The organism is Natrialba swarupiae (assembly GCF_008245225.1).
Lineage (GTDB): Archaea > Halobacteriota > Halobacteria > Halobacteriales > Natrialbaceae > Natrarchaeobius > Natrarchaeobius swarupiae.
The window spans coordinates 321,482-340,344 of record NZ_VTAW01000001.1; the positions used below are offsets into that span (position 1 = coordinate 321,482).

19 protein-coding genes and 1 tRNA gene are annotated in these 18,863 nt (G+C 64.3%); 10 read left to right on the forward strand and 10 right to left on the reverse strand.

Features of this window, described 5'->3' with window-relative positions:
• The first annotated feature begins 2 nt into the window (after positions 1 to 2).
• Positions 3 to 75: transfer RNA gene (locus tag FYC77_RS01585), tRNA-Pro, on the forward strand.
• A 277-nt stretch (positions 76 to 352) separates the two neighbouring features.
• On the opposite strand, the gene FYC77_RS01590 is transcribed toward FYC77_RS01585, so the two are convergent.
• The 3 genes from FYC77_RS01590 to FYC77_RS01595 form a co-directional block, all read right to left on the reverse strand.
• Complete coding sequence (locus FYC77_RS01590; RefSeq protein ID WP_149079732.1) at positions 353 to 1,636, reverse strand: hypothetical protein; 1,284 nt, start codon at positions 1,634 to 1,636, stop codon at positions 353 to 355.
• A gap of 640 nt (positions 1,637 to 2,276) precedes the next feature.
• Positions 2,277 to 2,447: a DUF7556 family protein gene (locus FYC77_RS20300; RefSeq protein ID WP_202911746.1), complete on the reverse strand. Its 171-nt coding sequence runs from the start codon at positions 2,445 to 2,447 to the stop codon at positions 2,277 to 2,279.
• 257 nt (positions 2,448 to 2,704) lie between these two features.
• Positions 2,705 to 3,655 carry a formyltetrahydrofolate deformylase gene (locus tag FYC77_RS01595; protein WP_149079733.1) on the reverse strand — a complete coding sequence of 317 codons (951 nt, stop codon included), beginning with the start codon at positions 3,653 to 3,655 and terminating at the stop codon, positions 2,705 to 2,707.
• A gap of 180 nt (positions 3,656 to 3,835) precedes the next feature.
• On the opposite strand from FYC77_RS01595, the gene FYC77_RS01600 reads away from it, so the two are divergent.
• Both FYC77_RS01600 and FYC77_RS01605 read left to right on the forward strand, forming a co-directional pair.
• Positions 3,836 to 5,125 (forward strand): NAD(P)/FAD-dependent oxidoreductase, encoded by a 1,290-nt coding sequence (locus FYC77_RS01600; RefSeq protein ID WP_149079734.1) that lies wholly within the window; start codon positions 3,836 to 3,838, stop codon positions 5,123 to 5,125.
• A 182-nt stretch (positions 5,126 to 5,307) separates the two neighbouring features.
• The gene (locus FYC77_RS01605) at positions 5,308 to 5,622 is read left to right on the forward strand and encodes a HalOD1 output domain-containing protein (protein ID WP_149079735.1); all 315 of its coding nucleotides are present in this window, start codon (positions 5,308 to 5,310) and stop codon (positions 5,620 to 5,622) included.
• Positions 5,623 to 5,641: 19 nt separating this feature from the next.
• On the opposite strand, the gene FYC77_RS01610 is transcribed toward FYC77_RS01605, so the two are convergent.
• From FYC77_RS01610 to FYC77_RS01620, 3 genes are all read right to left on the reverse strand, one after another.
• Positions 5,642 to 5,899 (reverse strand): hypothetical protein, encoded by a 258-nt coding sequence (locus FYC77_RS01610; RefSeq protein WP_149079736.1) that lies wholly within the window; start codon positions 5,897 to 5,899, stop codon positions 5,642 to 5,644.
• A gap of 132 nt (positions 5,900 to 6,031) precedes the next feature.
• Positions 6,032 to 6,247, reverse strand: a complete 216-nt coding sequence (locus tag FYC77_RS01615) for a DUF7511 domain-containing protein (RefSeq protein ID WP_149079841.1) — start codon at positions 6,245 to 6,247, stop codon at positions 6,032 to 6,034.
• 14 nt (positions 6,248 to 6,261) lie between these two features.
• Positions 6,262 to 7,554: a GTP-binding protein gene (locus tag FYC77_RS01620; protein ID WP_149079737.1), complete on the reverse strand. Its 1,293-nt coding sequence runs from the start codon at positions 7,552 to 7,554 to the stop codon at positions 6,262 to 6,264.
• Between the two features lie 142 nt (positions 7,555 to 7,696).
• Between FYC77_RS01620 and FYC77_RS01625 the strand changes: the two genes are divergently transcribed.
• On the forward strand, positions 7,697 to 9,457 hold the full coding sequence (locus FYC77_RS01625) for a nucleoside recognition domain-containing protein (protein ID WP_149079738.1): 1,761 nt from the start codon (positions 7,697 to 7,699) through the stop codon (positions 9,455 to 9,457).
• Between the two features lie 18 nt (positions 9,458 to 9,475).
• Here FYC77_RS01625 and FYC77_RS20610 read toward each other — a convergent pair whose 3' ends face one another.
• Both FYC77_RS20610 and FYC77_RS20615 read right to left on the reverse strand, forming a co-directional pair.
• Entirely contained in the window at positions 9,476 to 9,745 is a 270-nt protein-coding gene (locus tag FYC77_RS20610) for an SHOCT domain-containing protein (RefSeq protein WP_238386771.1), read from the reverse strand.
• Positions 9,739 to 9,882: a hypothetical protein gene (locus FYC77_RS20615; protein ID WP_238386772.1), complete on the reverse strand. Its 144-nt coding sequence runs from the start codon at positions 9,880 to 9,882 to the stop codon at positions 9,739 to 9,741. Before FYC77_RS20615 ends, FYC77_RS20610 begins: the two co-directional genes overlap by 7 nt.
• A gap of 177 nt (positions 9,883 to 10,059) precedes the next feature.
• On the opposite strand from FYC77_RS20615, the gene FYC77_RS01635 reads away from it, so the two are divergent.
• From FYC77_RS01635 to FYC77_RS01655, 5 genes are all read left to right on the forward strand, one after another.
• Complete coding sequence (locus FYC77_RS01635; RefSeq protein WP_149079739.1) at positions 10,060 to 11,283, forward strand: FAD/NAD(P)-binding protein; 1,224 nt, start codon at positions 10,060 to 10,062, stop codon at positions 11,281 to 11,283.
• A 138-nt stretch (positions 11,284 to 11,421) separates the two neighbouring features.
• Positions 11,422 to 11,793: a rhodanese-like domain-containing protein gene (locus tag FYC77_RS01640; protein WP_149079740.1), complete on the forward strand. Its 372-nt coding sequence runs from the start codon at positions 11,422 to 11,424 to the stop codon at positions 11,791 to 11,793.
• A gap of 119 nt (positions 11,794 to 11,912) precedes the next feature.
• Positions 11,913 to 12,164, forward strand: coding sequence for a phosphoribosylformylglycinamidine synthase subunit PurS (gene purS, locus FYC77_RS01645; RefSeq protein ID WP_149079741.1), 252 nt, complete (start codon positions 11,913 to 11,915; stop codon positions 12,162 to 12,164).
• Positions 12,165 to 12,854, forward strand: coding sequence for a phosphoribosylformylglycinamidine synthase I (purQ, locus tag FYC77_RS01650; protein WP_149079742.1), 690 nt, complete (start codon positions 12,165 to 12,167; stop codon positions 12,852 to 12,854).
• 114 nt (positions 12,855 to 12,968) lie between these two features.
• Positions 12,969 to 15,389, forward strand: coding sequence for a hybrid sensor histidine kinase/response regulator (locus FYC77_RS01655; RefSeq protein ID WP_149079743.1), 2,421 nt, complete (start codon positions 12,969 to 12,971; stop codon positions 15,387 to 15,389).
• Between the two features lie 36 nt (positions 15,390 to 15,425).
• Here FYC77_RS01655 and FYC77_RS01660 read toward each other — a convergent pair whose 3' ends face one another.
• Complete coding sequence (locus tag FYC77_RS01660; RefSeq protein WP_149079842.1) at positions 15,426 to 15,719, reverse strand: DUF7521 family protein; 294 nt, start codon at positions 15,717 to 15,719, stop codon at positions 15,426 to 15,428.
• Positions 15,720 to 15,861: 142 nt separating this feature from the next.
• Here FYC77_RS01660 and FYC77_RS01665 point away from each other — a divergent pair, with 142 nt between their 5' ends.
• Positions 15,862 to 16,125 (forward strand): CDGSH iron-sulfur domain-containing protein, encoded by a 264-nt coding sequence (locus tag FYC77_RS01665; protein ID WP_149079744.1) that lies wholly within the window; start codon positions 15,862 to 15,864, stop codon positions 16,123 to 16,125.
• 84 nt (positions 16,126 to 16,209) lie between these two features.
• Here the strand turns inward: FYC77_RS01665 and FYC77_RS01670 are convergent, their stop codons facing one another.
• Positions 16,210 to 18,741, reverse strand: a complete 2,532-nt coding sequence (locus tag FYC77_RS01670; protein WP_149079745.1) for a heavy metal translocating P-type ATPase — start codon at positions 18,739 to 18,741, stop codon at positions 16,210 to 16,212.
• Between the last annotated feature and the right edge of the window lie 122 nt (positions 18,742 to 18,863).

Below are 18,863 nucleotides of genomic sequence, written 5' to 3' on the forward strand. Positions count from 1 at the left end.
ACGGGATCGTGGGTTAGCTTGGTATACTTCGGGCCTTGGGTGCCCGTGACCCCGGTTCAAATCCGGGCGATCCCATTCATTCTGTCGCGAACGAATTCGTGACCGACGAGTTTGTGACGATCACGGGGATGTAAGGGAGATTTGGGTCTTGCAAAATGGCGTTCGAGACGGACGGTCCCGTACAGTCTGTTGTCAGTCATTTTGACGTAACCGCGAACCGCCTACAGTTGTGCTGGGATATCGGTGCCGTGGAACATCCCGGTCTACAATAACAACTGCGACGATGTATGCATTGATCCTACAGCAGTCGTGCAATCAGTGGGAATTGACTTTCAGTGGCTGCCATCGGTACTCAAGCGATTGTTGGCCACTCGACGTCGAACCCGTCGGTTTCGATCTCGGTTGAGGGATTGAGAGCTGTGGGACTATGCAGACCTCCGATTTGACCCGGTATCTCGATCGAGAGAGACAGCATCCGAATTTCGTAGGCCAACCCGAACTCTGTTGTAACTTCGGACAGATCCATGCCCACTATGTCGAAGCTATTCACTTCGACAATCTGCTCGCCACCGACATCTGTGATGAGAATCCGAGCGATTGGATCGTCGCCGTGGTCTTCGGTGACACCAGTAGCAGCCCCGGTGCTCCCCGTGCTCGTTTCGGCGTTTTCGACATCCGCACCGTCGAAGTTGGCTCCTTCCTCCTCTAGGGGCGTCAGGTTGAATCCAACTCGAGAACCGAATACGTCGTCGCGATTGTGATCCACCACCAGGTCCTCGTCGGCTCCGAGCGTCTGGGTATCGGACGCGTACGTGACGTCGCTTACGTCGAACTCCCCATCAGTTGAGATCGTCTGTTCCGGTGTTTCGAGCAGGAACGACTCGCTCTCGGCTGTCGCCTCGAGGTTCGTCACGTCGGTTCCGTCCGCTGTACGGACGGTTCGAAGCTCGATTTCGTACGTGAATTCGTCGAACAGATCGTTGGTGACGATGCTTGTCGTATTCAGGTTCACGATGTCGAACCCTTCGATAACGACGTGACTGTCGTCAACATTTTCCAGCTCGATGATGATTTCGTCGGACTCTTCCGTCACATCTGTAGCGGCCACATCTGCGTTCTGGACGTTGGAATCGTCGATCTCGATAGACGCGTCGTCTAGGATGTAGCGATGAGACCCGTTGATCGTCGCGGGTAGTTCGCTCGAGTTGAACACGACTGTCACTTCGTCCACCGACTCCTCGCCAACATCGATCTCGAGCGCGTCGCCACCGTCGACACCGGTGCCGAGTTGCTGATTGACCGAATGTTGGCCTTCGTAGAAGTCCTCGGCACCGAAGTCTCCGTCTATCGATTGGCTCGTTCCGACGACGACCTCACCGGTTTGCCAGGCGGAAAAGACGTCACCTAACAGGTTACTGTCGATATCGCCGCGCTGCCAGTCGTTGAACGCCTCTCCAAGCCCGTTGGAGTCGACCACCCCTTCGTCGTTCGCGTACTCCGTGATCGAGTTATCCGAATACGTAACCGCGTCGATGCTCTCTTCGGTTGCGCTAACCGTACCGGTAAACCCGACAAACAAGACCGAGACAATCAGGAGCGTCGAGAGAGAGTACACAGCTATCGAACGTCGGCTCATCGAGACGTCCCTCGTCCCAGTAGCGTCTGTCCGCGATTAGTGCTTTGGCACGCCTGCACTGCAGGGTCGAATTCGGTGGTGTGGTTCGAGTCGACCCTGCAGTCGACGCTTGTCGAAGTACTAGTGTGCTCGTCGTCACTGTACGGGGAAATCGATTTGTATAGGTACTTGACGTTCGATGGCCTCCGCCCTTCCATTCGGAAGGTCTCCACGCGTACTGCTTTGGCACGCCTGCACTGCAGGGTCGAATTCGGTGGTGTGGTCCGAGTCGACCCTGCAGTCGACGCTTGTCGGAGTAGTACGCTCGTCGTGATCGGTAATCCCATACGCGAAGATACTGAAATACTGTTTCATTACTGTTCGCTGACTTTCCCGTAATCGTATAGGTATTCTCAAGGTAACCTGTGTACTCGATATCTCGATACGCAGTCGACGCGAATTCGTACCCGTGGAACGTTTTTCAGTCCATGTGATAGCTGATACTCCCGATTAGCGTGTTAGATTACGTTGTCGTCGAGATCTATGTCGAGTGAAAGAAACTCCCATCGAATTCGGTGCGTGATGGGATGGATAAACATCGCTCACCCAATATTATTTCACCGCAAATCAAACTCGTCTACGCCGCACTTCTCGCGACCGGCTACCGCCAGTCGTCGACGGATACAGCGTCTGATTTTGCCGTGGCGAGCCACGCATCGTCTCGAGTGAGGTCGGCGATGACGAGGTGTGGCCGTCCGTCCACCTCGTCGACTGCCGCGGTCACCTCTTGGCTCGGAACGCCTCTCTCGAGCGACGTCGAGTCTGCCACCATATTCCCCTATCTTGCCCGGTGGGACAAGAACGTTTCGATAAGGTCTACAGAGGTGTTCGAACATACACTAGATACCGATATTAGAAAACAATCTCATATCGGGGGAACTGAGTCGTGATACGGTTTCCTGTCCGCCAGTGCCGGCACACCTGCGCCCCCTGGAGCGGGAGATCGGGACAGGAATCCGTACGAGTGGCGGCGACGGGGCTGTCGAACGTACCGTCGAGAGAAACCGCGTCGGGGACCGCAACTGGCGGTCAGTTTTCGTCGGCGACTACGCTGCCGATACCGTCGACCGGTCGATCGGGCGTCACCTCTTCGAGTTCCTCGGGGAGACCGAGCTGGTAGTTCGTGCCGTTCTCCCGCACTGTCGTTCGACCCCGGTGGACCGAAACGTCGCCGTTTAGGTGCAGGCGGACGGCCTCGAGTAAGGCGTCGGCCTCGAGGGGCTGACCGCGGCGTTTCAACAGGTCGACGTCGGCGTCATCGGGGACGTCGAACGCCCGTTGGGTGATGATCGGCCCCTGATCTAAGTCGGTCGTGACGTAGTGGGCGGTGACGCCGGCGACGCGGACGCCTTCGTCGACGGCCTGGCGATAGGCCTCGGCACCGGGAAACGCCGGCAACAGGGACGGGTGAACGTTGATGATCCGATCCTCGTACCGGAAGACCACGTTCGGGGAGAGAATCCGCATGTAGCGTGCGAGGACGATGAGATCGGCGTCGTACTCGGCGAGCAACTCGAGCAGCTCGTCTTCGTTCTGTCGCCCCTTCTCGTCGCCGATATCGTGAAACGGGACGCCGTAGTGTTCTGCAAGCGGCTGGAGGTTGTCGTGGTTCCCGATGACGACGCCGATGTCAGCGCCCAGATCGTCGTTGGCCCACGCCTCGAACAGCGCCTCGAGACAGTGGCTCTCTTTCGTGACGAGGACGGCGATCTGCTGGGTCTCGCGGTCTGCCGGGAAGCGAACCTGGACGTCGAGTCCGAGATCCGTTCCGAGCTCGTGGAGATCCTCGCGGAGCGTCTCCTCGGTACAGACCATCTCCGAGGTGTCGACGGCGAGGTACATCCGAAAGAGGCCGTCCCGAACCGCCTGATCGAGGTCCTCGATGTTGACTCCGCGCTCGAACAGGAGGCTCGTCACCCGGGCGACGAGCCCGGTGTCGTCGTCTCCGATCACCGTGATTTCGGTCACATCGGTCGTCATCAGCGCCACCTCCGCTCGAGCGAATTTCGATACATCAGTACGATGTTCAGTTGGTCGGCGGCTAAAAACCCTGCTTTCCGTCGCGACCGTGCGTGATTGCTACCATGCCCCGACCGGCTATCAGGGATTGCTAACTATACTATCGCACTTATTAAGTTCGAGCGGGCCGATCGATTCGGTATGAGTCAATCGTTCGACCACGAGGTCGCGATCGTGGGCGCCGGACCCGCCGGAATCGGAACCGGTGTCGCACTCTCGAGTCTCGACGTCGAGTTCGTCGTGCTCGAGCGCGATCGGATCGGCGCGTCGTTTCGCCAGTGGCCCGCCGAGATGCGACTGCTGACGCCGTCGTTTCCCGCCAACGCCTTCGGCGTGCGCGATCTGAACGCGATCACGCCGGATACCTCACCCGGCCTCGCACTGGACTGTGAACACCCGACCGGCGACCAGTACGCCGACTACCTCGAGGCGATCGCGGAGTACCACGAACTGCCGATCGAGACCGGGGTCGACGTCGATCGGGTCGTTCCCGACGATCGAGCGGCGGACGCCGAGGACTCCGTCGGGTTCACCCTCGAGACGAGCGACGGGTCGATCCGCACCCGTTACGTGATCTGGGCGGCGGGGCAGTACCAGTATCCCACGGATGGAGCGATTCCCGGTTCGTCACACGCCGTCCACGTCTCCTCGATCGACTCCTGGGCGCACCACGCCGACACCGTGGGTGCCGACCTCGCGGCCGACGACCGCGATCCTGGGTCGACGCGAGTCGACGAATCGCCTCCGACGGCGGCCGACGGTGCCGGCGTCGCTGTACCCCCGTCGGACGACGTCGCCGTGATCGGGGGCGCCGAAAGCGGCATCGACGCCGCGCTCGGCCTCTCGGAGACCGGTCTCTCGGTGACCGTGCTCGACGAGGAAGGGACCTGGCAGTATCGCAGTCCCGATCCCAGCGAGGTGCTCTCGCCGCGAACGAACGAGCGTCTCGAGGCGGCGCTCGCCGACGATCGGCCGATCGAGCTCGTTCCCGGCGCGCGCGTCGATCGGATCGAACGCGTTCGCCCGACGGACGATCAGGCCGACGACATCGCCGACGTCGACGAGGGATACGACGTGTTCACCGCCGACGGCGAACGGGTTCGCTCGCGAACGCCGCCGGTCCTGGCGACCGGCTTCGAAGGGAGCCTGACGCTCGTCGAGGACCTGTTCGCGTTCGACGGCGAGTTCCCCGAACTCACCGACTGCGACGAGTCGACGGCTACCCCCGGATTGTTCCTCGTCGGTCCGCAGGTCGCACACGACGGCCAACAGTTCTGTTTCATCTACAAGTTCCGCCAGCGCTTTGCCGTCGTCGCCGAGACGATCGGCGAGCGACTGGGCGCCGACGTCGACCCGCTCTCGGAGTACCGTGAGAAGGAGATGTTCCTCGAGGATCTCGACTGCTGTGAGCCCGACTACTGCGATTGCTGATCGCAGACTGTCTGTCGCCGAACGTATGACACCGCCCCAGGATCGATTCGCGACACGTGGGACTCGTTCCTTTGTTTTGTCGTACAATCGAGTGAAATATGTCTGACAGGGTTTTATGCTCTCGTCTGTGGTAGGCGTTTCAGTCACGAGCAGTGACAGTCAACACCCCCTAGGTGAGCACCATGACAGCAACCACGGACGACCACGGCGGACACCGGATCGACCCCGACGCGGAGACTGCACTCGTCTCCCACGACTGGGACGCCAGCGAGTCGCTCTCCCGGACGATCGTCTCGACGGTCGCGGCGCTCTCTGGCAGGAATCCAGCCGAGATGGAACGGCTCTACGATCGGATCGATCCGGACGGCCTCGAGGCGCTCTTCGAGCCGACGAACGCCGGCACGAACCGAAATGCGGGAACCGTCTCGTTCCGTCTCGAGGGCTACACCGTTACCGTCCACGGCTCGGGATCGATCGTCGTCACGAAAGCACCCTGACGCACGTAGGCGACGGACCCTACGTGAGTTCGTCCGCCCGTCGGCGAAGCGACCGATCGAGCGACGTTTCCTCGGCGAGCGCCTCGAGTTCGTCGGTCGCTCGGCAGGCGGCGAGTCCCTCGAGCGCCTGGCGGCGGAACTCGCCGCGGAGCCCGGCAGTTTCGACGACGATCGCCAAATTTTGGCGTTCGCCGCGTTCGATCAGACGATCGATCGCCGCCCGTCGGTGATCGTGTGTGACGTTCGACTTCATCGCGGTTCGAAAGTGTGTCGACATTGGAGTGTTGTGTCTGGGTTTCGTCGGTCGGTGTGGTTGGTGAACGGTTCCACGCGTCTGGATGACTCGAGTTCGACGTGTCGGTCAGCGGACGCCGGTTTGGGGTTCGTCGGACGAGGTCGCCGCCGTCGATCACCTGGCGTCCTCCCGGGAGACGAACGCGTCGCCGATGGCGGTGATCCGTTCTTCGGTCACGGATTCGGCGTCGAACGCGTTGTATATCGTACAGACGTCGACCCCATTCTCGCGGCGGTCGACGTACGCCTGGTAACACGGCGAGACGTCGCGGTTCGCCGACGGGAAGTCGTTCGACGGTGTCTGTTCCGCGTCGGATTCACGGTCGGCCACGACGGTCACCCCGCTCAGTCCGCAATGCCGATTTCCTCCTGTGTATCTCCGTGATCGTGGTCGTGTCCCTCCGGCTCCGTCGCCTCCTCGAGTTCCTCTTCTTCCTCCGGCTCGAACGTCGGGAATCGATCCTCGTAGGCCGAGTGATCGTCCTCGAGTTCGTCGTCGGTGAGCAGACACTCGGCGAGGGCCGAGCGGACCGACTCGTGGTCCATCTCCGTCCCGATGAGAACGAGCTGGATGCTCCGATCGCCCCACTGATCGTGCCAGAACTCCTCGATCTCCGGGTTCTCTGCCAGCTGTTCCTCCCGTTCGTCGGCGGGGAGCGAGTCGACCCACTGGCCGGCGGGAGCGATCCGAACCGACTGGCCGGCGATGTTGACCGACAGCGCCTCCGCATCGCGGTTCGCGAGCCAGAAGTGGCCTTTCGCTCTGACGACTTCGTCCGGGAACTCGTCGAGCAGGTCGGCGAAGCGCTCCGGGTGGAACGGCCGTCGCGCCTCGAAGACGAACGAGGTGATTCCGTGTTCTTCCTCGGCGGACTGGTGGGGCTCCTGTAGCTCCTGGATCCAGCCGGCGGAGTGGCTCGCCTCCTCGAAGTCGAATCGGTCGGTCTCGACGATCTCTTCCGGATCAATTCGACCGTGTTCGGTCCGGACGATCTCCGCACGCGGCTGGAGCGCCTCGACCGTCGACTCGATCGTCTCGAGTGTCTCCTCGTCGACGAGGTCACACTTGTTGAGCAAGAGGACGTCGCAGAACTCGACCTGTTCGACGAGCAGGTTGCCGAGGTGTTTTTTCGTTCCGTCGTCGTCCAAGATTTCGTCGGACTCCATCGCCGTCTGGAACTGGTGGGCGTCGACGACGGTGACGGTCGTATCGAGGTGACAGCCCGAAAGCGGTTCGATGCCGGTCTCCTCGTAGAATTCGGTGGGATCGAGATCCGACTGGTCGAATCCGAGGGTGAGCGTCTGGGCGACCGGAAGCGGTTCGGCGACGCCGGTCGACTCGACGACGACGGCGTCGAACTCCCGCTCGGAGGCGGTGAGCTCGCCGATGGCGTCGAGCAAGTCCCCGCGCAGTTCACAGCAGATACAGCCGTTCGAGAGTTCGATCAACTCCTCGTCCTCGTCGGCGATGTCGGAGGACTCGGCGACCTGGTCCGCGTCGACGTTGACCTCGCCCATGTCGTTGACGAGCACCGCCAGATCGCGGTCGCTCTCGCAAAGCACGTGGTTGAGTACGGTCGTCTTTCCCGCACCGAGCGTTCCGGACAGAACCGTCACGGGAGTCGAGTTGTCGTCCATCGTTTAACAAATGTGCCTCCTCCGTAATAGAAGTTATTATCTAAAACGCCATTTTTAATAATAGGCGCTCCAAGTTCTCGCTCGAGATGAGACCAACGAGCGATGACTCGAGCGAGGGCGTGACGGAGGGAGTATTGTCGAGATGAGCGACGGCGGAGATTCCGACGAAACGAATGCTGACGAAATCTCTAGTGGAACCCGAGAGCACGATCGTGACGACGAGCGGGTCGTTCTCGTCGGAAAAGAGAGCGTCGGCAAGACGGCGCTCGCGGCCGCGCTCACGGGGGCGACGGCGACCGACGAGAACGTCGGCGGCTCGACCGTCTCGAGTGAGGTGTACCGAGCCGACGGCGTAGAGATCGTGGATACGCCGGGGATCACGCTCGAGGCCGACACCGAGACGACCCGCGAGACGCTCGCCGAACTCGAACGAACTGATCGGGTCGTCCTCGTCGTGCCGGCGACCGACGTCGACCGCGATCTCGCGGATCTGCTCCCGCTCGTACAGGGGCGGACGGGATCGATCGTCGTCACCTACTGGGACAAAGTCGAGGACACCGACGGCGCTCGAGAGGTGATCGCGGCGCTCGAGGACGATCTCGCGGTTCCCGTCGTGCCGGTCGACGCGCGAAACCTGTCACGGGTCGCGGCCGACGGCGGCGTCGCACGCTCCGATGCGACTCCCGCTGGTGGCACCTCCACAGGAACCGGTGCCACCGACGCCCGATCGGTCCTCGAGGCGATCCGCGGCGGCGCGGAACTTCCGGGCGGAGCCGCGACTCACGTCGGCTGGCAGATCGAACCTCCCGAAACGGTGTTCGAGCGGCCCTATCTCGGTCCGATCGCGAGCGGGCTCGTCCTCCTGTTGCCCGCGCTCGTCGCCGTCTGGTTCGCCAATACGGTCGCAGGGCGACTCGATCCCCTCGTCGGCGGCGCGCTCGAGCCGGCGGTCGGCTGGGCGGCGACGCTTCCCGGTCCCCTCGCCGCAATCTTGGGCGGCGACTACGGCCTGCTCTCGATGGGGCCGTTCCTGTTCGTCTGGGCGCTGCCGACGATGCTCATCTTCGCGCTCTTTATGGGCGCGTACAAGGCCAGCGGCCTCGTCACCCGCGTGACGACCGCGCTCCATCCGGTCATGCGTCGAGTTGGGCTGACCGGCCGGGATCTCGTCCGCGTCGTGATGGGCTTTGGCTGTAACGTCCCCGCGGTGACGAGCACCCGGAGCTGTTCGGATTGTACCCGCTGTACGACGATCTCGGCGATCTCCTTTGGCTCGGCGTGTTCCTACCAGTTTCCCGCCACGCTGGCCGTCTTCGCGGCCGTCGGCATGCCCTGGCTCGTCGGCCCCTATCTCGCGATTCTCGTCGCGACGACGCTGATCTACGTCCGGCTGATCGCCCCGCCCGAAGCGCGGACGACGACGATGGCCGTCGACCGCCGGACGTTCCTCGAGTGGCCTCGTCCGCGTGCGATCTGGCGCGAGGCCAGGACGTCGCTTGCGAGCTTCGTCAGGACCGCACTGCCCGTCTTCGCGGCGATCTGTGTCGTCGCCGCCGTCCTCGAGTACGCCGGCGCGCTGGACCGACTCGGCGTCGCACTCGAGCCGGCGATGGGCGTCTTCGCGCTCCCGGCGGAGGCCGCGCTTCCGGTCGTTCTCGCCTCGATTCGCAAGGACGGTATCGCGCTGTTGACCGCCGACACGGCCGGCGTCGCGGCGCTCTCGCCCGTCGAGGTGCTGGTCGCGGTCTACCTCGCCGGCGTCCTGTTGCCCTGTCTCGTTACCGCCATTACGGTCGCTCGAGAAGTCTCCTGGACGTTCGTCGCGAAGATGCTGGCCCGCCAGGCCGGCGCGGCGATCGGTTTCGCGCTCGTGATCGCGTGGGTCGGGACGGCGCTGTTCTGAGGGCGACGTCCGTCGATCTCATCCAGACGACCGCTCGAGTTCGCGGTCGTCCCCCTCGATGTTGCCGCGCTCGACCGTGCTGTCTTGCTCTCCGTTTGCGAGATACCGTTCGACGTCGGCGACCGTCTCCGTCTCGAGGAGAATCTCGAGGCGTCGCTCGAACTCCGCGTCGGCGAGTTCGCCGTCGGCGTACCGGACGCGGAGCCGCTCGAGCGCGTCGTTGGGATCTTCGCCGTCGTCGGACTCCTCGTCCGCGTCCGTGGCGGATTCGTCGTTGGCTCCTACCACCGCTGCGGCGAGCCGTCCGAAGATCTCCCCCCGAAGACGAACGCGAAAATTGCGACGATCAGCGCGACGCCCGTGTCGATGGCCGCGAGTGCGACGAACGCGAGCAGAAGGCCGACGATGACGATGGCTGCCGGCATCGAACGCTCCGCACCGGGCCACTCTCCGGTCGTACACACGTGTTCGTGAACGAACACAAAAACGGCTGGCCTCGGTCTCACGGTCGATCGAGATGGAGGGGATGTGAACGAATCTCCGTCGGATAACAGGAGTTAATACTACTGGGAGAAAAAATAATAACCGGTGTAGTGGACTCGATGCTTGAGTGTGTCATCATCGGCGGCGGCATCCACGGAACGTACCTCACACAGCGGCTGCTCCAGGACACCGCCCTCGGGCGCGAGGATCTCCTGATCGTCGATCCCCACGATCGGTTGCTCGCGTCGTTCCGCCAGAAAGCCCGTGCCTGCGAGATGGACGCCTTGCGCTCGACGTTCGTCCACCACGTCGGGACCGAGCCGTTCGGCCTCGAGAGCTTCGCCGAGGCTCGCGACCGCGAGGACGAACTGCTCCCGACGCCCGGCTACCCGCGTCGCCCGTCGCTGTCGCTGTTTCTCGACTACGCCGACGCCGTGATCGACGGCAACGACCTCGAGTCGCTCCATCGCCGCGCCGCGGTCGAGTCGATCCATCGCGACGGCGAGGCGTTCGCGCTCGAACTGGCCGATGCGGACGGTCGCGTCACTGAATCGCTCGAGACCCGGGCCTGCGTGCTGGCGATCGGCCACGGCGGTCGGTATCGTCGGCCGTCCTGGGCGGCCGGCGTCGAGGGCATCGACCACGTCTGGGACGACGGGTTCGACCCCGACGCCCCCGCACCGGAGACGCTCGTCGTCGGCGGCGGGATTACCGCCGCCCAACTCGCGACCTGTCTCGCCGACCGCGAGGACGTTACGATGCTCTCGAGACGTCCCCTCGAGACGGCGACCGTCGAGGCCGACCCGCGCTGGATCAACTGGAACCACATCGAGCGCCACCTCCACCGCCACCCACCAGGATCGCAGGCACGGTACGAGACGATCCGCGAGGCCAGAAACGACGCGACGATCCCCGAACCCCTGTTCGACCGCCTCGAGACGGCGATGGACGAAGAGTCGCTTCGAGTTCGTCACGGAGACGTTCGCAGCGCTCGTCGCGTGGACGGTCGCACTCGTCTCGCACTCGCGGATGGCGGCTGTTGCAGCGCCGACCGCGTCGTCCTCGCCACCGGGTTCGCTCCCGTCTTCTCCCATCCGTTCGTCGACCGGGTTGCCGACGCGCTCGGACTCGAACGCGGCTTCCGTGGCATGCCGGTGCTATCCGACGAGACGCTCGCCTGGCGACGCACGGACGGCGAGACGAGCCGGCTCTTCGCCTCCGGCGCGCTAACTGCAGGCACCGTCGGGCCGCTCGCCGGCAATATCGCGGGCGCACGCCGGGCAGCCGACCGCCTGAACCCTGGCGTCGAGTCCGTCGTCGATTCGACCCGCCTCACCCCATAATCCGAGATCCACATCCCGTCTCCGTCGCTCTGTAATCCGGAATCCACCCCGTCTCTGTCGCACTGTAACTCGAGATCAACTCCGTCTCTGTCGCTCGAGATCCGCATCGTTTTATTCTCGTGTTCGATATTGGGGTATATGAGCAAGATCGGCCCGGAGCAACTCGAGGCGGAACTCTCGAGTGAGGAGCCACCGTACGTTCTCGACGTTCGACCGCGCGAGGCGTATCAACGCGAGCACATCGACGGCAGCCACAACGTTCCCGTCTACCACGATCTTCGCGGCGGTGACGAAGCGGAGTTTCGCCGAACACTCTCGGACGTCCCGGCCGATACGACCGTTGTCACGGTCTGTAAGGCAGGTATCGTCGCCCGCAAAGCGACGACCATTCTCGAGGACGAGGGGTACGATGCGGTGACGCTGGCCGGCGGCCAGCGCCGCTGGAACGGCTACCAGAACGGATCGTTCGGTTACCGGCTGCGATCGGCTCTGGTCGGATTGCTCCCGTAGTCGGCTCTGGTTGGATTGCTCTCACATATCGTTCACGTACACAGCGGGGGATATCCACGATCGTGTAACACCGAGCAAAGGCGAAAGCGTTTTTGAGCACGGTTACGGGTTATCAGACGATGACCGCCTACACCGCGACGGTGACGGTTCGACTCAAACACGGCGTGCTGGACCCCGAGGCCGAGACGACCAAACAGGCCCTCGAACGGCTGGGATTCGCCCTCGAGGGACTTCGGTCGGCTGACCGCTTCGAGATCGATCTCGAGGCCGAGTCGGCCGACGCCGCCCGCGACCGCGCCGACGAGATGGCCGAGCGACTGCTGGCGAACCCGACCATCCACGACTACGACGTGGAGGTCGACGAACGGTAGATGACCGTCGCAATCATCAGATTCGGCGGCTCGAACTGCGACCGCGACGCCGAGCGCGCCCTCGAACACCTGGAGGTCGACGCCGAGATCGTCTGGCACGAGGACGGGCTTCCCGAGGACACGACGGGTGTCGTCCTCCCCGGCGGGTTCTCCTACGGCGATTACCTCCGTGCCGGCGCGATGGCTGCCCGCTCGCCGATCCTCGAGGAGGTTCGCGAGGCCGCCGCCGACGGCGTTCCGGTGCTCGGCGTCTGCAACGGCGCACAGATCGGCTGTGAGTCCGGTCTCACCGAGGGTGCGTTCACCACGAACGAGAGCGCGCGCTTCCAGTGTGAACACGTCTACCTGCGGGTCGAACGCGACGACACGCGGTGGACCGCCGCCTACGAGGAAGGCGAGGTTATCGAGGTGCCGATCGCTCACGGCGAAGGGCGCTACGAGGTCGACGACGACCGCCTCGAGGAGCTCGAGGCCGACGACCGGATTCTGTTTCGCTACTGTGATGCCGACGGCAAACTGACCGAGGAGGCAAACCCCAACGGATCGAAAAACAACGTCGCCGGCGTGCTGGGCGAACGCGAGACGGTCGCCGTCCTGATGCCCCACCCCGAACGCGCGACGCTTCCCGATATCGGTCCGACCGACGGCCAGGGAATTCTCCGCGGATTCGACGGCGCAAGCGGGGCGTAGTCCGATCTCCTGTCGTGAGACGGGCCGACTGTGGGGACCCCTCGAGAGACGAGGCGACTCGAACAGTAATGTCACTGGAGTTCTTCGCCACGAGTAGAAGCGAGTGACTTTCACGTGAACGAGTCCGAAACGCGCGTCGTCTACGTCGATCCCGATCCGGCGGTGACGATACAGCGGGCGCTGGCCCGTCTCGACGCGACGGTCGAGATCGTCGAAACGGCCGAACGGTGTCTCTCTCGGCTGACGAGCGGTCCCGTACACTGCGTCGTAACCGCCGCCACCCTCCACGACGCCGATTGCGTGGAGTTCTGCCGGCAAGTGAGCGCACACGATCCGGACGTGTCAGTCGTCGTCTGCCCGGCCGACGGATCCGAAGCGCTCGCGGGAGAACTCCTCGCAGCCGGAGTCGACGGCTACGTCCCCCGGGAACAGGGACAAGAGGTCGTCGAGAACCGTGTCGCTGACGCACTCACGACGACCGAATCGTCGTCTGACTTCCTCGACGACCCGACGCATGCGGACGCACTCGAGGTTCTCCACGAGACAACCCGGGAACTCCTCCGGGCCGAATCGACCGAGGAGATCGCGACGATCGTCATCGAGGCAACCGAACACGTCCTCGATCGTCCCCTCGCCGGTGTTCGATACTACGACGCGGACGCCGAGACGCTCGAGGTGGCGGCGACGAGTGTCGAACTCGCGGAGCGAACGACGGAGGTACCGAGGGTCGGTCGTGGCGATCACGTCATCTGGAACGTCTTTGCGGCCGGCGAGCCCGCGATCGTCGAGGACGTCTCGAGCATCGAATTTCCCTCCCACGTCGAACGATCGGTCGACAGTGCGGTGTTTCACCCGCTCGGAGAGCACGGGACCCTCGCCGTCGCGACTACGGACGGCCTCGACGTCTCGGCGATCCACCTCGTACACGTCCTCGCCGCAACGGCGGAAGCGGCACTCGACCGAGCCGACCGCGAACACGAACTCGTCGATCGGAAAGCGAAGATCGAAACCCTCCACGCCGTCGCCTCGGATCTCGACGACTGTCGCACCCATCAGGACGTGTACGATCTGACGGTCGAAGCGGCGGAGGACGTCCTGGACTTCGACGTCTGCGTCGTCGACGTCGTCCGGGATGGAATGCTTGTAAAGCAAGCGATGTCCTCCGAGTTCGACGATGACGAACCCGGGGATATGTCGATCGACGAGGGGATCGCGGGGAAGACGTATCGCCACGGTCGCACGTACCGCGTCGACGATCTCCGGGCGAACGACGACGCGCGACCGCACCGACCAGAGTTTCGATCGGTGTTGAGCGTCCCGATCGGTGACCGCGGCGTGTTTCAGACCGTTTCGAGTCGCCGCGGGGGATTCGAGGAGGAAGACCAGGAACTCGCCGAACTGTTGCTCTCTCACGTCAGTGACGCGCTCGAACGCATCGACTTCGAACAGCGACTCCGGACCGAACGAGACCGCTTCGCCGCGCTGTTCGAGAACGTCCCGGACGCCGTCGTCGTCGGCCGCCACGACGACGTCGACGCCGACCCCACGATTCAGATGGTCAACCCGGCGTTCGAACGGATCTTCGGCTACGACGAGTCGGAACTCGTCGGCGAACCACTCGACGACATCATCGTCCCGTCGAGCCAGACTGACGACGCCCGGATGTACAATCGACTCAGTACTCACGGTGAGGTAATCGAGGACGAAGTCAAACGACGCTCCGTCGACGGATTGCGCGATTTCATGATGCGACTCGTCCCAGTGGAGACCGACGGGACGTCCGAGACGGTGTTCGGCGTCTACACCGACGTCACCGAACGCAAACGACGACGAAAGCGCGTCGAAATCCTCAATCGAGTGTTGCGCCACGACCTGCGCAACGGGATGAACATCGTCGGCGGCTGCGCCGAGATGCTCGCCGAAACCGCCTCCGCTGAGACCGCTCAGTACGCCGAGACGATCCAGGAGCGAGCCGACGAACTCGTGGAACTGGCCGAGAAGACCCGTGCGGCCGAACAGACCCTCGAGCGCAGCGAGTCGGTGGCCGAGCCGATCGACGTTTCGGTCGCCGTCGAGAACGCGCTCGCCCAGATCGAGCGGGAGTTCCCCGACGCCGACGTCGACCGATCGCTCCCCGATCGGTGTTTCGCTCGCGCCGACGTCTCCTTCGGGGCGGCAATCTATCAGGTTCTCGAAAACGCGATCGAACACAGCGACCAGTCGACATCCACGGTCGACGTCTCGCTCTGTGACCGACCGGAGAACGGGTTCGTTCGGCTGTCGATCGCCGACGACGGGCCCGGCATTCCCGACGAGGAACGGGAACTCCTCGAGGAAGACCGCGAGATCACCCAACTCAGACACGCGAGCGGACTCGGCCTCTGGCTGGTCGACTGGGCGGTCACCCAGTCCGGCGGTCGACTTCGGTTCGAGGAGAACGATCCGCGAGGCACCGTCGTCGTTCTCGAGGTACCGCGAGCGGAACGCGAGTCGCCCGACGCGCTCGCGGACGGGCCAGCCCACGGCGAGGACTGATCGAGCTTCGAGACGTCTACGCGGATCGCACAGTTATCAGGGTGCGTACAGGGAGTAGGCGATCACGAGGAAGCCGGCGAGCATTAACAGACTCTCGAGCAGCAATCCCAGTCGAAGCGGCACGCTGAGTATCTCGTAGAGCATGCCGGCAAGGACGAGTCCGAGCGTGACGAGTCCGAACCCGCCCGCGAGATAGCCAAGCGCCGGCTGGCGGGTACGCTGATAGGCTCTGTAGGCGAAGAAGGTGATGACGCTGCCGACGACCAGCACGAGCGTTTTGACCACCGCCAGCGCGACCGCCGTCGACGTCCCGATGGCGTCCGGACTCATCCTGGCATCTGACTCGAGATTAGTGACGACCAACAAGTAGTTTCCGTTCGCCTCGTCGCCGTACCGAATCTTCAGTCCGGTCGTCGTCACGCGTTCGCCGCCACATCGTAACGTTTCCGTCCGTCGGGAGTGACCTTCCCCCATGACGAGACTCGTCGAACTCGAGGCGACCGGCCCGCGAAAGCTCGATTCGGACGACGTCGACGACGAGAAGGGGAACGTCGCCGTCTGTCAGTGTGGCCTCTCCGATTCGTTTCCCTTCTGTGACGGCAGCCACCGACGAACGCGCGACGAAGCGGACGGCGAGACGTACGTCTACGACGACGATGGCCGGAAACGGCTCGAACGCGTCGTTACGAGTGGGGACGAGAGCGGTGGCGCCGACGATCCCGATCAGGACGACTGACTGGCGTTGACGGATACTCCGCCCCCGTCTCGAGGCGATCTCGAGTTCGGGTGCGCACGGAGCCGACTACCTCGAAAGAGCCGTTCAGATCGATCGCGCCGAGTTCGCGACGACCAGCGCGCTGCTTGCGGCCATCGCGACGGCGGCGAACAGCGGGTTCAACAGGCCGGCGATCGCGAGCGGAATCGCGACCGCGTTGTAGACGAACGCCCAGCCGAGATTCTGGCGGATCCGGCTGTTCGTCCCGCTCGCGACGTCGAACGTCTCGGCGACCGCCGTCAGGTCGTCGCCGAGGACCACGGCGTCTGCTGCGTCCGTCGCGAGCGTCGTCGCACTCCCCATCGCGATGCCGACGTCCGCGGCGGCCAGCGCCGGCGCGTCGTTGCTCCCGTCGCCGACCATCGCCACCGTGCCGCGAGCCTGGAGTCGTCTCACCGTCTCGGCTTTGGCTTCGGGTGGAACGCCCGCGAAGACCTGGTCGATCCCATCGACGGCCCGAAAGCGGTCGGCCGACGCCCCCTCGTCGCCAGTGAGCACGACGACGTCTCGTCCGTCGGCCAGCGTGTCGACAGCCTCGAGCCAGCGCTCGCGCGGCGCGTCGCCGACGACGATGACGCCCCTGACCCGGCCGTCCCAGCCGACGGCGACCGGAACCTCTCCCCGCCTTTCGGCGTCCGTGATCCGCGACTCGAGTTCTTCTGGAACCGTCAGTCCGCGCTCGTGACACCACTCCGGGTGGCCGACGGCGACGCGTTCGCCGGCGACCACGCCGCTGACGCCGCGACGGTCGCGTTCGAAACCCTCGACGTCGACCGCGAGTTCGCCGGCGAATTTCCCCTCGGCGGTGGAGTCGGTTCCGTCGGCTTCGTCGGCCACCGCCGCCACCGCTTCCGCCGCTTCGGTCGCGATCGCGGCCCCGATCGGGTGCTCCGAGAGCGACTCGACCGCGCCCGCTCGAGCGAGCACCTCCCCGGCCGAGTCGTCGCCGGTCGATCCGTCCGGCGTCTCGACGACGACCTCCTCGACGCTCATCGATCCCGTCGTCAGCGTCCCGGTCTTGTCGAGGACGACGACGTCGACGTCAGGGGCGTCCTCGAAGAGCGTCTCTGCGACGACGACGATCCCCCGTTTCGCTGCGGCCTGGACGCCGGCGGCGATCGAAAGCGGCGTCGCGAGGCCGAGCGCGCAGGGACAGGAGACGATGACCACGGTCAGCCCGACCAGGAGACCACTCGAGACGCTCGAGCCCGTCGCGAGCAACGTCGCGGTCGCGACCGTCGCGAGGACGAGGACGAGCGGGACGAAGATCGTCGCGAGCTTGTCGGCCAGCCGCTGGACGCCCGGGCGCGAGCTCTGGATCGACCACATGATCGAGACGAGCCGATCGAGGGTGCTCTCGGCGTCCGCGCCGACCTCGAGGACGACGGGGGCGTCGGTGACGACCGTGCCGCCGCGGACGGGGTCACCGGGCCCCTTCTCGGCGGGCAGCGACTCCCCGGTGACCAGCGACTCGTCGACCGCGGCCTCGCCCTCGAGGAGTTCGCCGTCGAGCGGGATCCGTTCGCCCGGCCGTACGAGGAGCCGATCGCCGGGTTCGACCGCCTCGATCGGGACCGTCTCGCCGTCGACCCGCCGGGCCTCGTCGACGCGCTGTTCGGTGAGATCGGAGAGCAGCCCTGCCGCCCGCCGCTTGATCCGCTCCTCGTAGTACGTTCCCGCCGTGACGACGAGGATGATCGCGACGCTCACGTCGAAGTAGAGGTCCGTCCGCCCGAGCGACATCGCGAGCGTGCTGTAGGCGTAGGCTCCGAGCGCCGCGGTGGCGACGAGCAGATCCATATTCGGCATCCCGGCGCGCAGGCTGACGAACGCACCCCGCAGGATGGGATAGCCCGTATAGAAGAGGACGAACGACGTCATCAGCCAGATGTTCACCGCGAGGTAGTAGCCGTCGTAGCCGCCGAAGTCGACGACCGGATCGTAGCCGAAGTAGGTCGGATACAGAAAGACCGCGTACCACACCATCACCATCATTCCGAACAGGCCGCCACCGATCAGGAACTTCACGAGCGCCTGATCGCGACTCGAGTCCTCCGCCTCCGTCCCGCGTTCGCGGGCGGTGTAGCCGTAACCGGAGACGATCTCGGGGAGGTCCTCGGCCTCGAGTCGATCGGGATCGTACGCGACGCGAACCGTCTCGGTCGCGTAGCTCGCTTCGACGGCCTGGACACCCGCCGTCGAGGACGCCGTCGCCTCGAGAAACGCCTCGCAGGTCGAACAGTGCATCCCCTCGACGGCCAAAAACGCCTCCTCGCCGTCGAACTGCTCCGGGTCCGACTCCGCGTCCGGGTCGGACGCCCCCTCGAGGCGCTGGCGAACCTCGCGTTCGACGCCGTCGTCCCCAACACCGTCGAGTGTCCGGTGGACCTCGAGACAGCCACGACAGCAGAACGTTCCGGAAACGTCGGGTTCGGTGATCGGAGTCGACGGCGTCGGGAGCGAACAGAGAGTACACTCGTCGTCTGGATCACGCGACGCGGCGTCGTCGGCTTCGGCCCCGTCGGGAGCGAGGGGCACACTCGACCTGTCGCTGGATCCGGCGTTGGAGTCTGTCATCTGTCGAGCGAGTATCCTCGAGGGCGTCCCGGTCGGTGGTGTACAGCTCCCGATCGGACGTCCGTCGACTGTACGCCTCCCTCATCTGTCGACCGTTCTCGCCAGCCGATCAGCCGTGACCT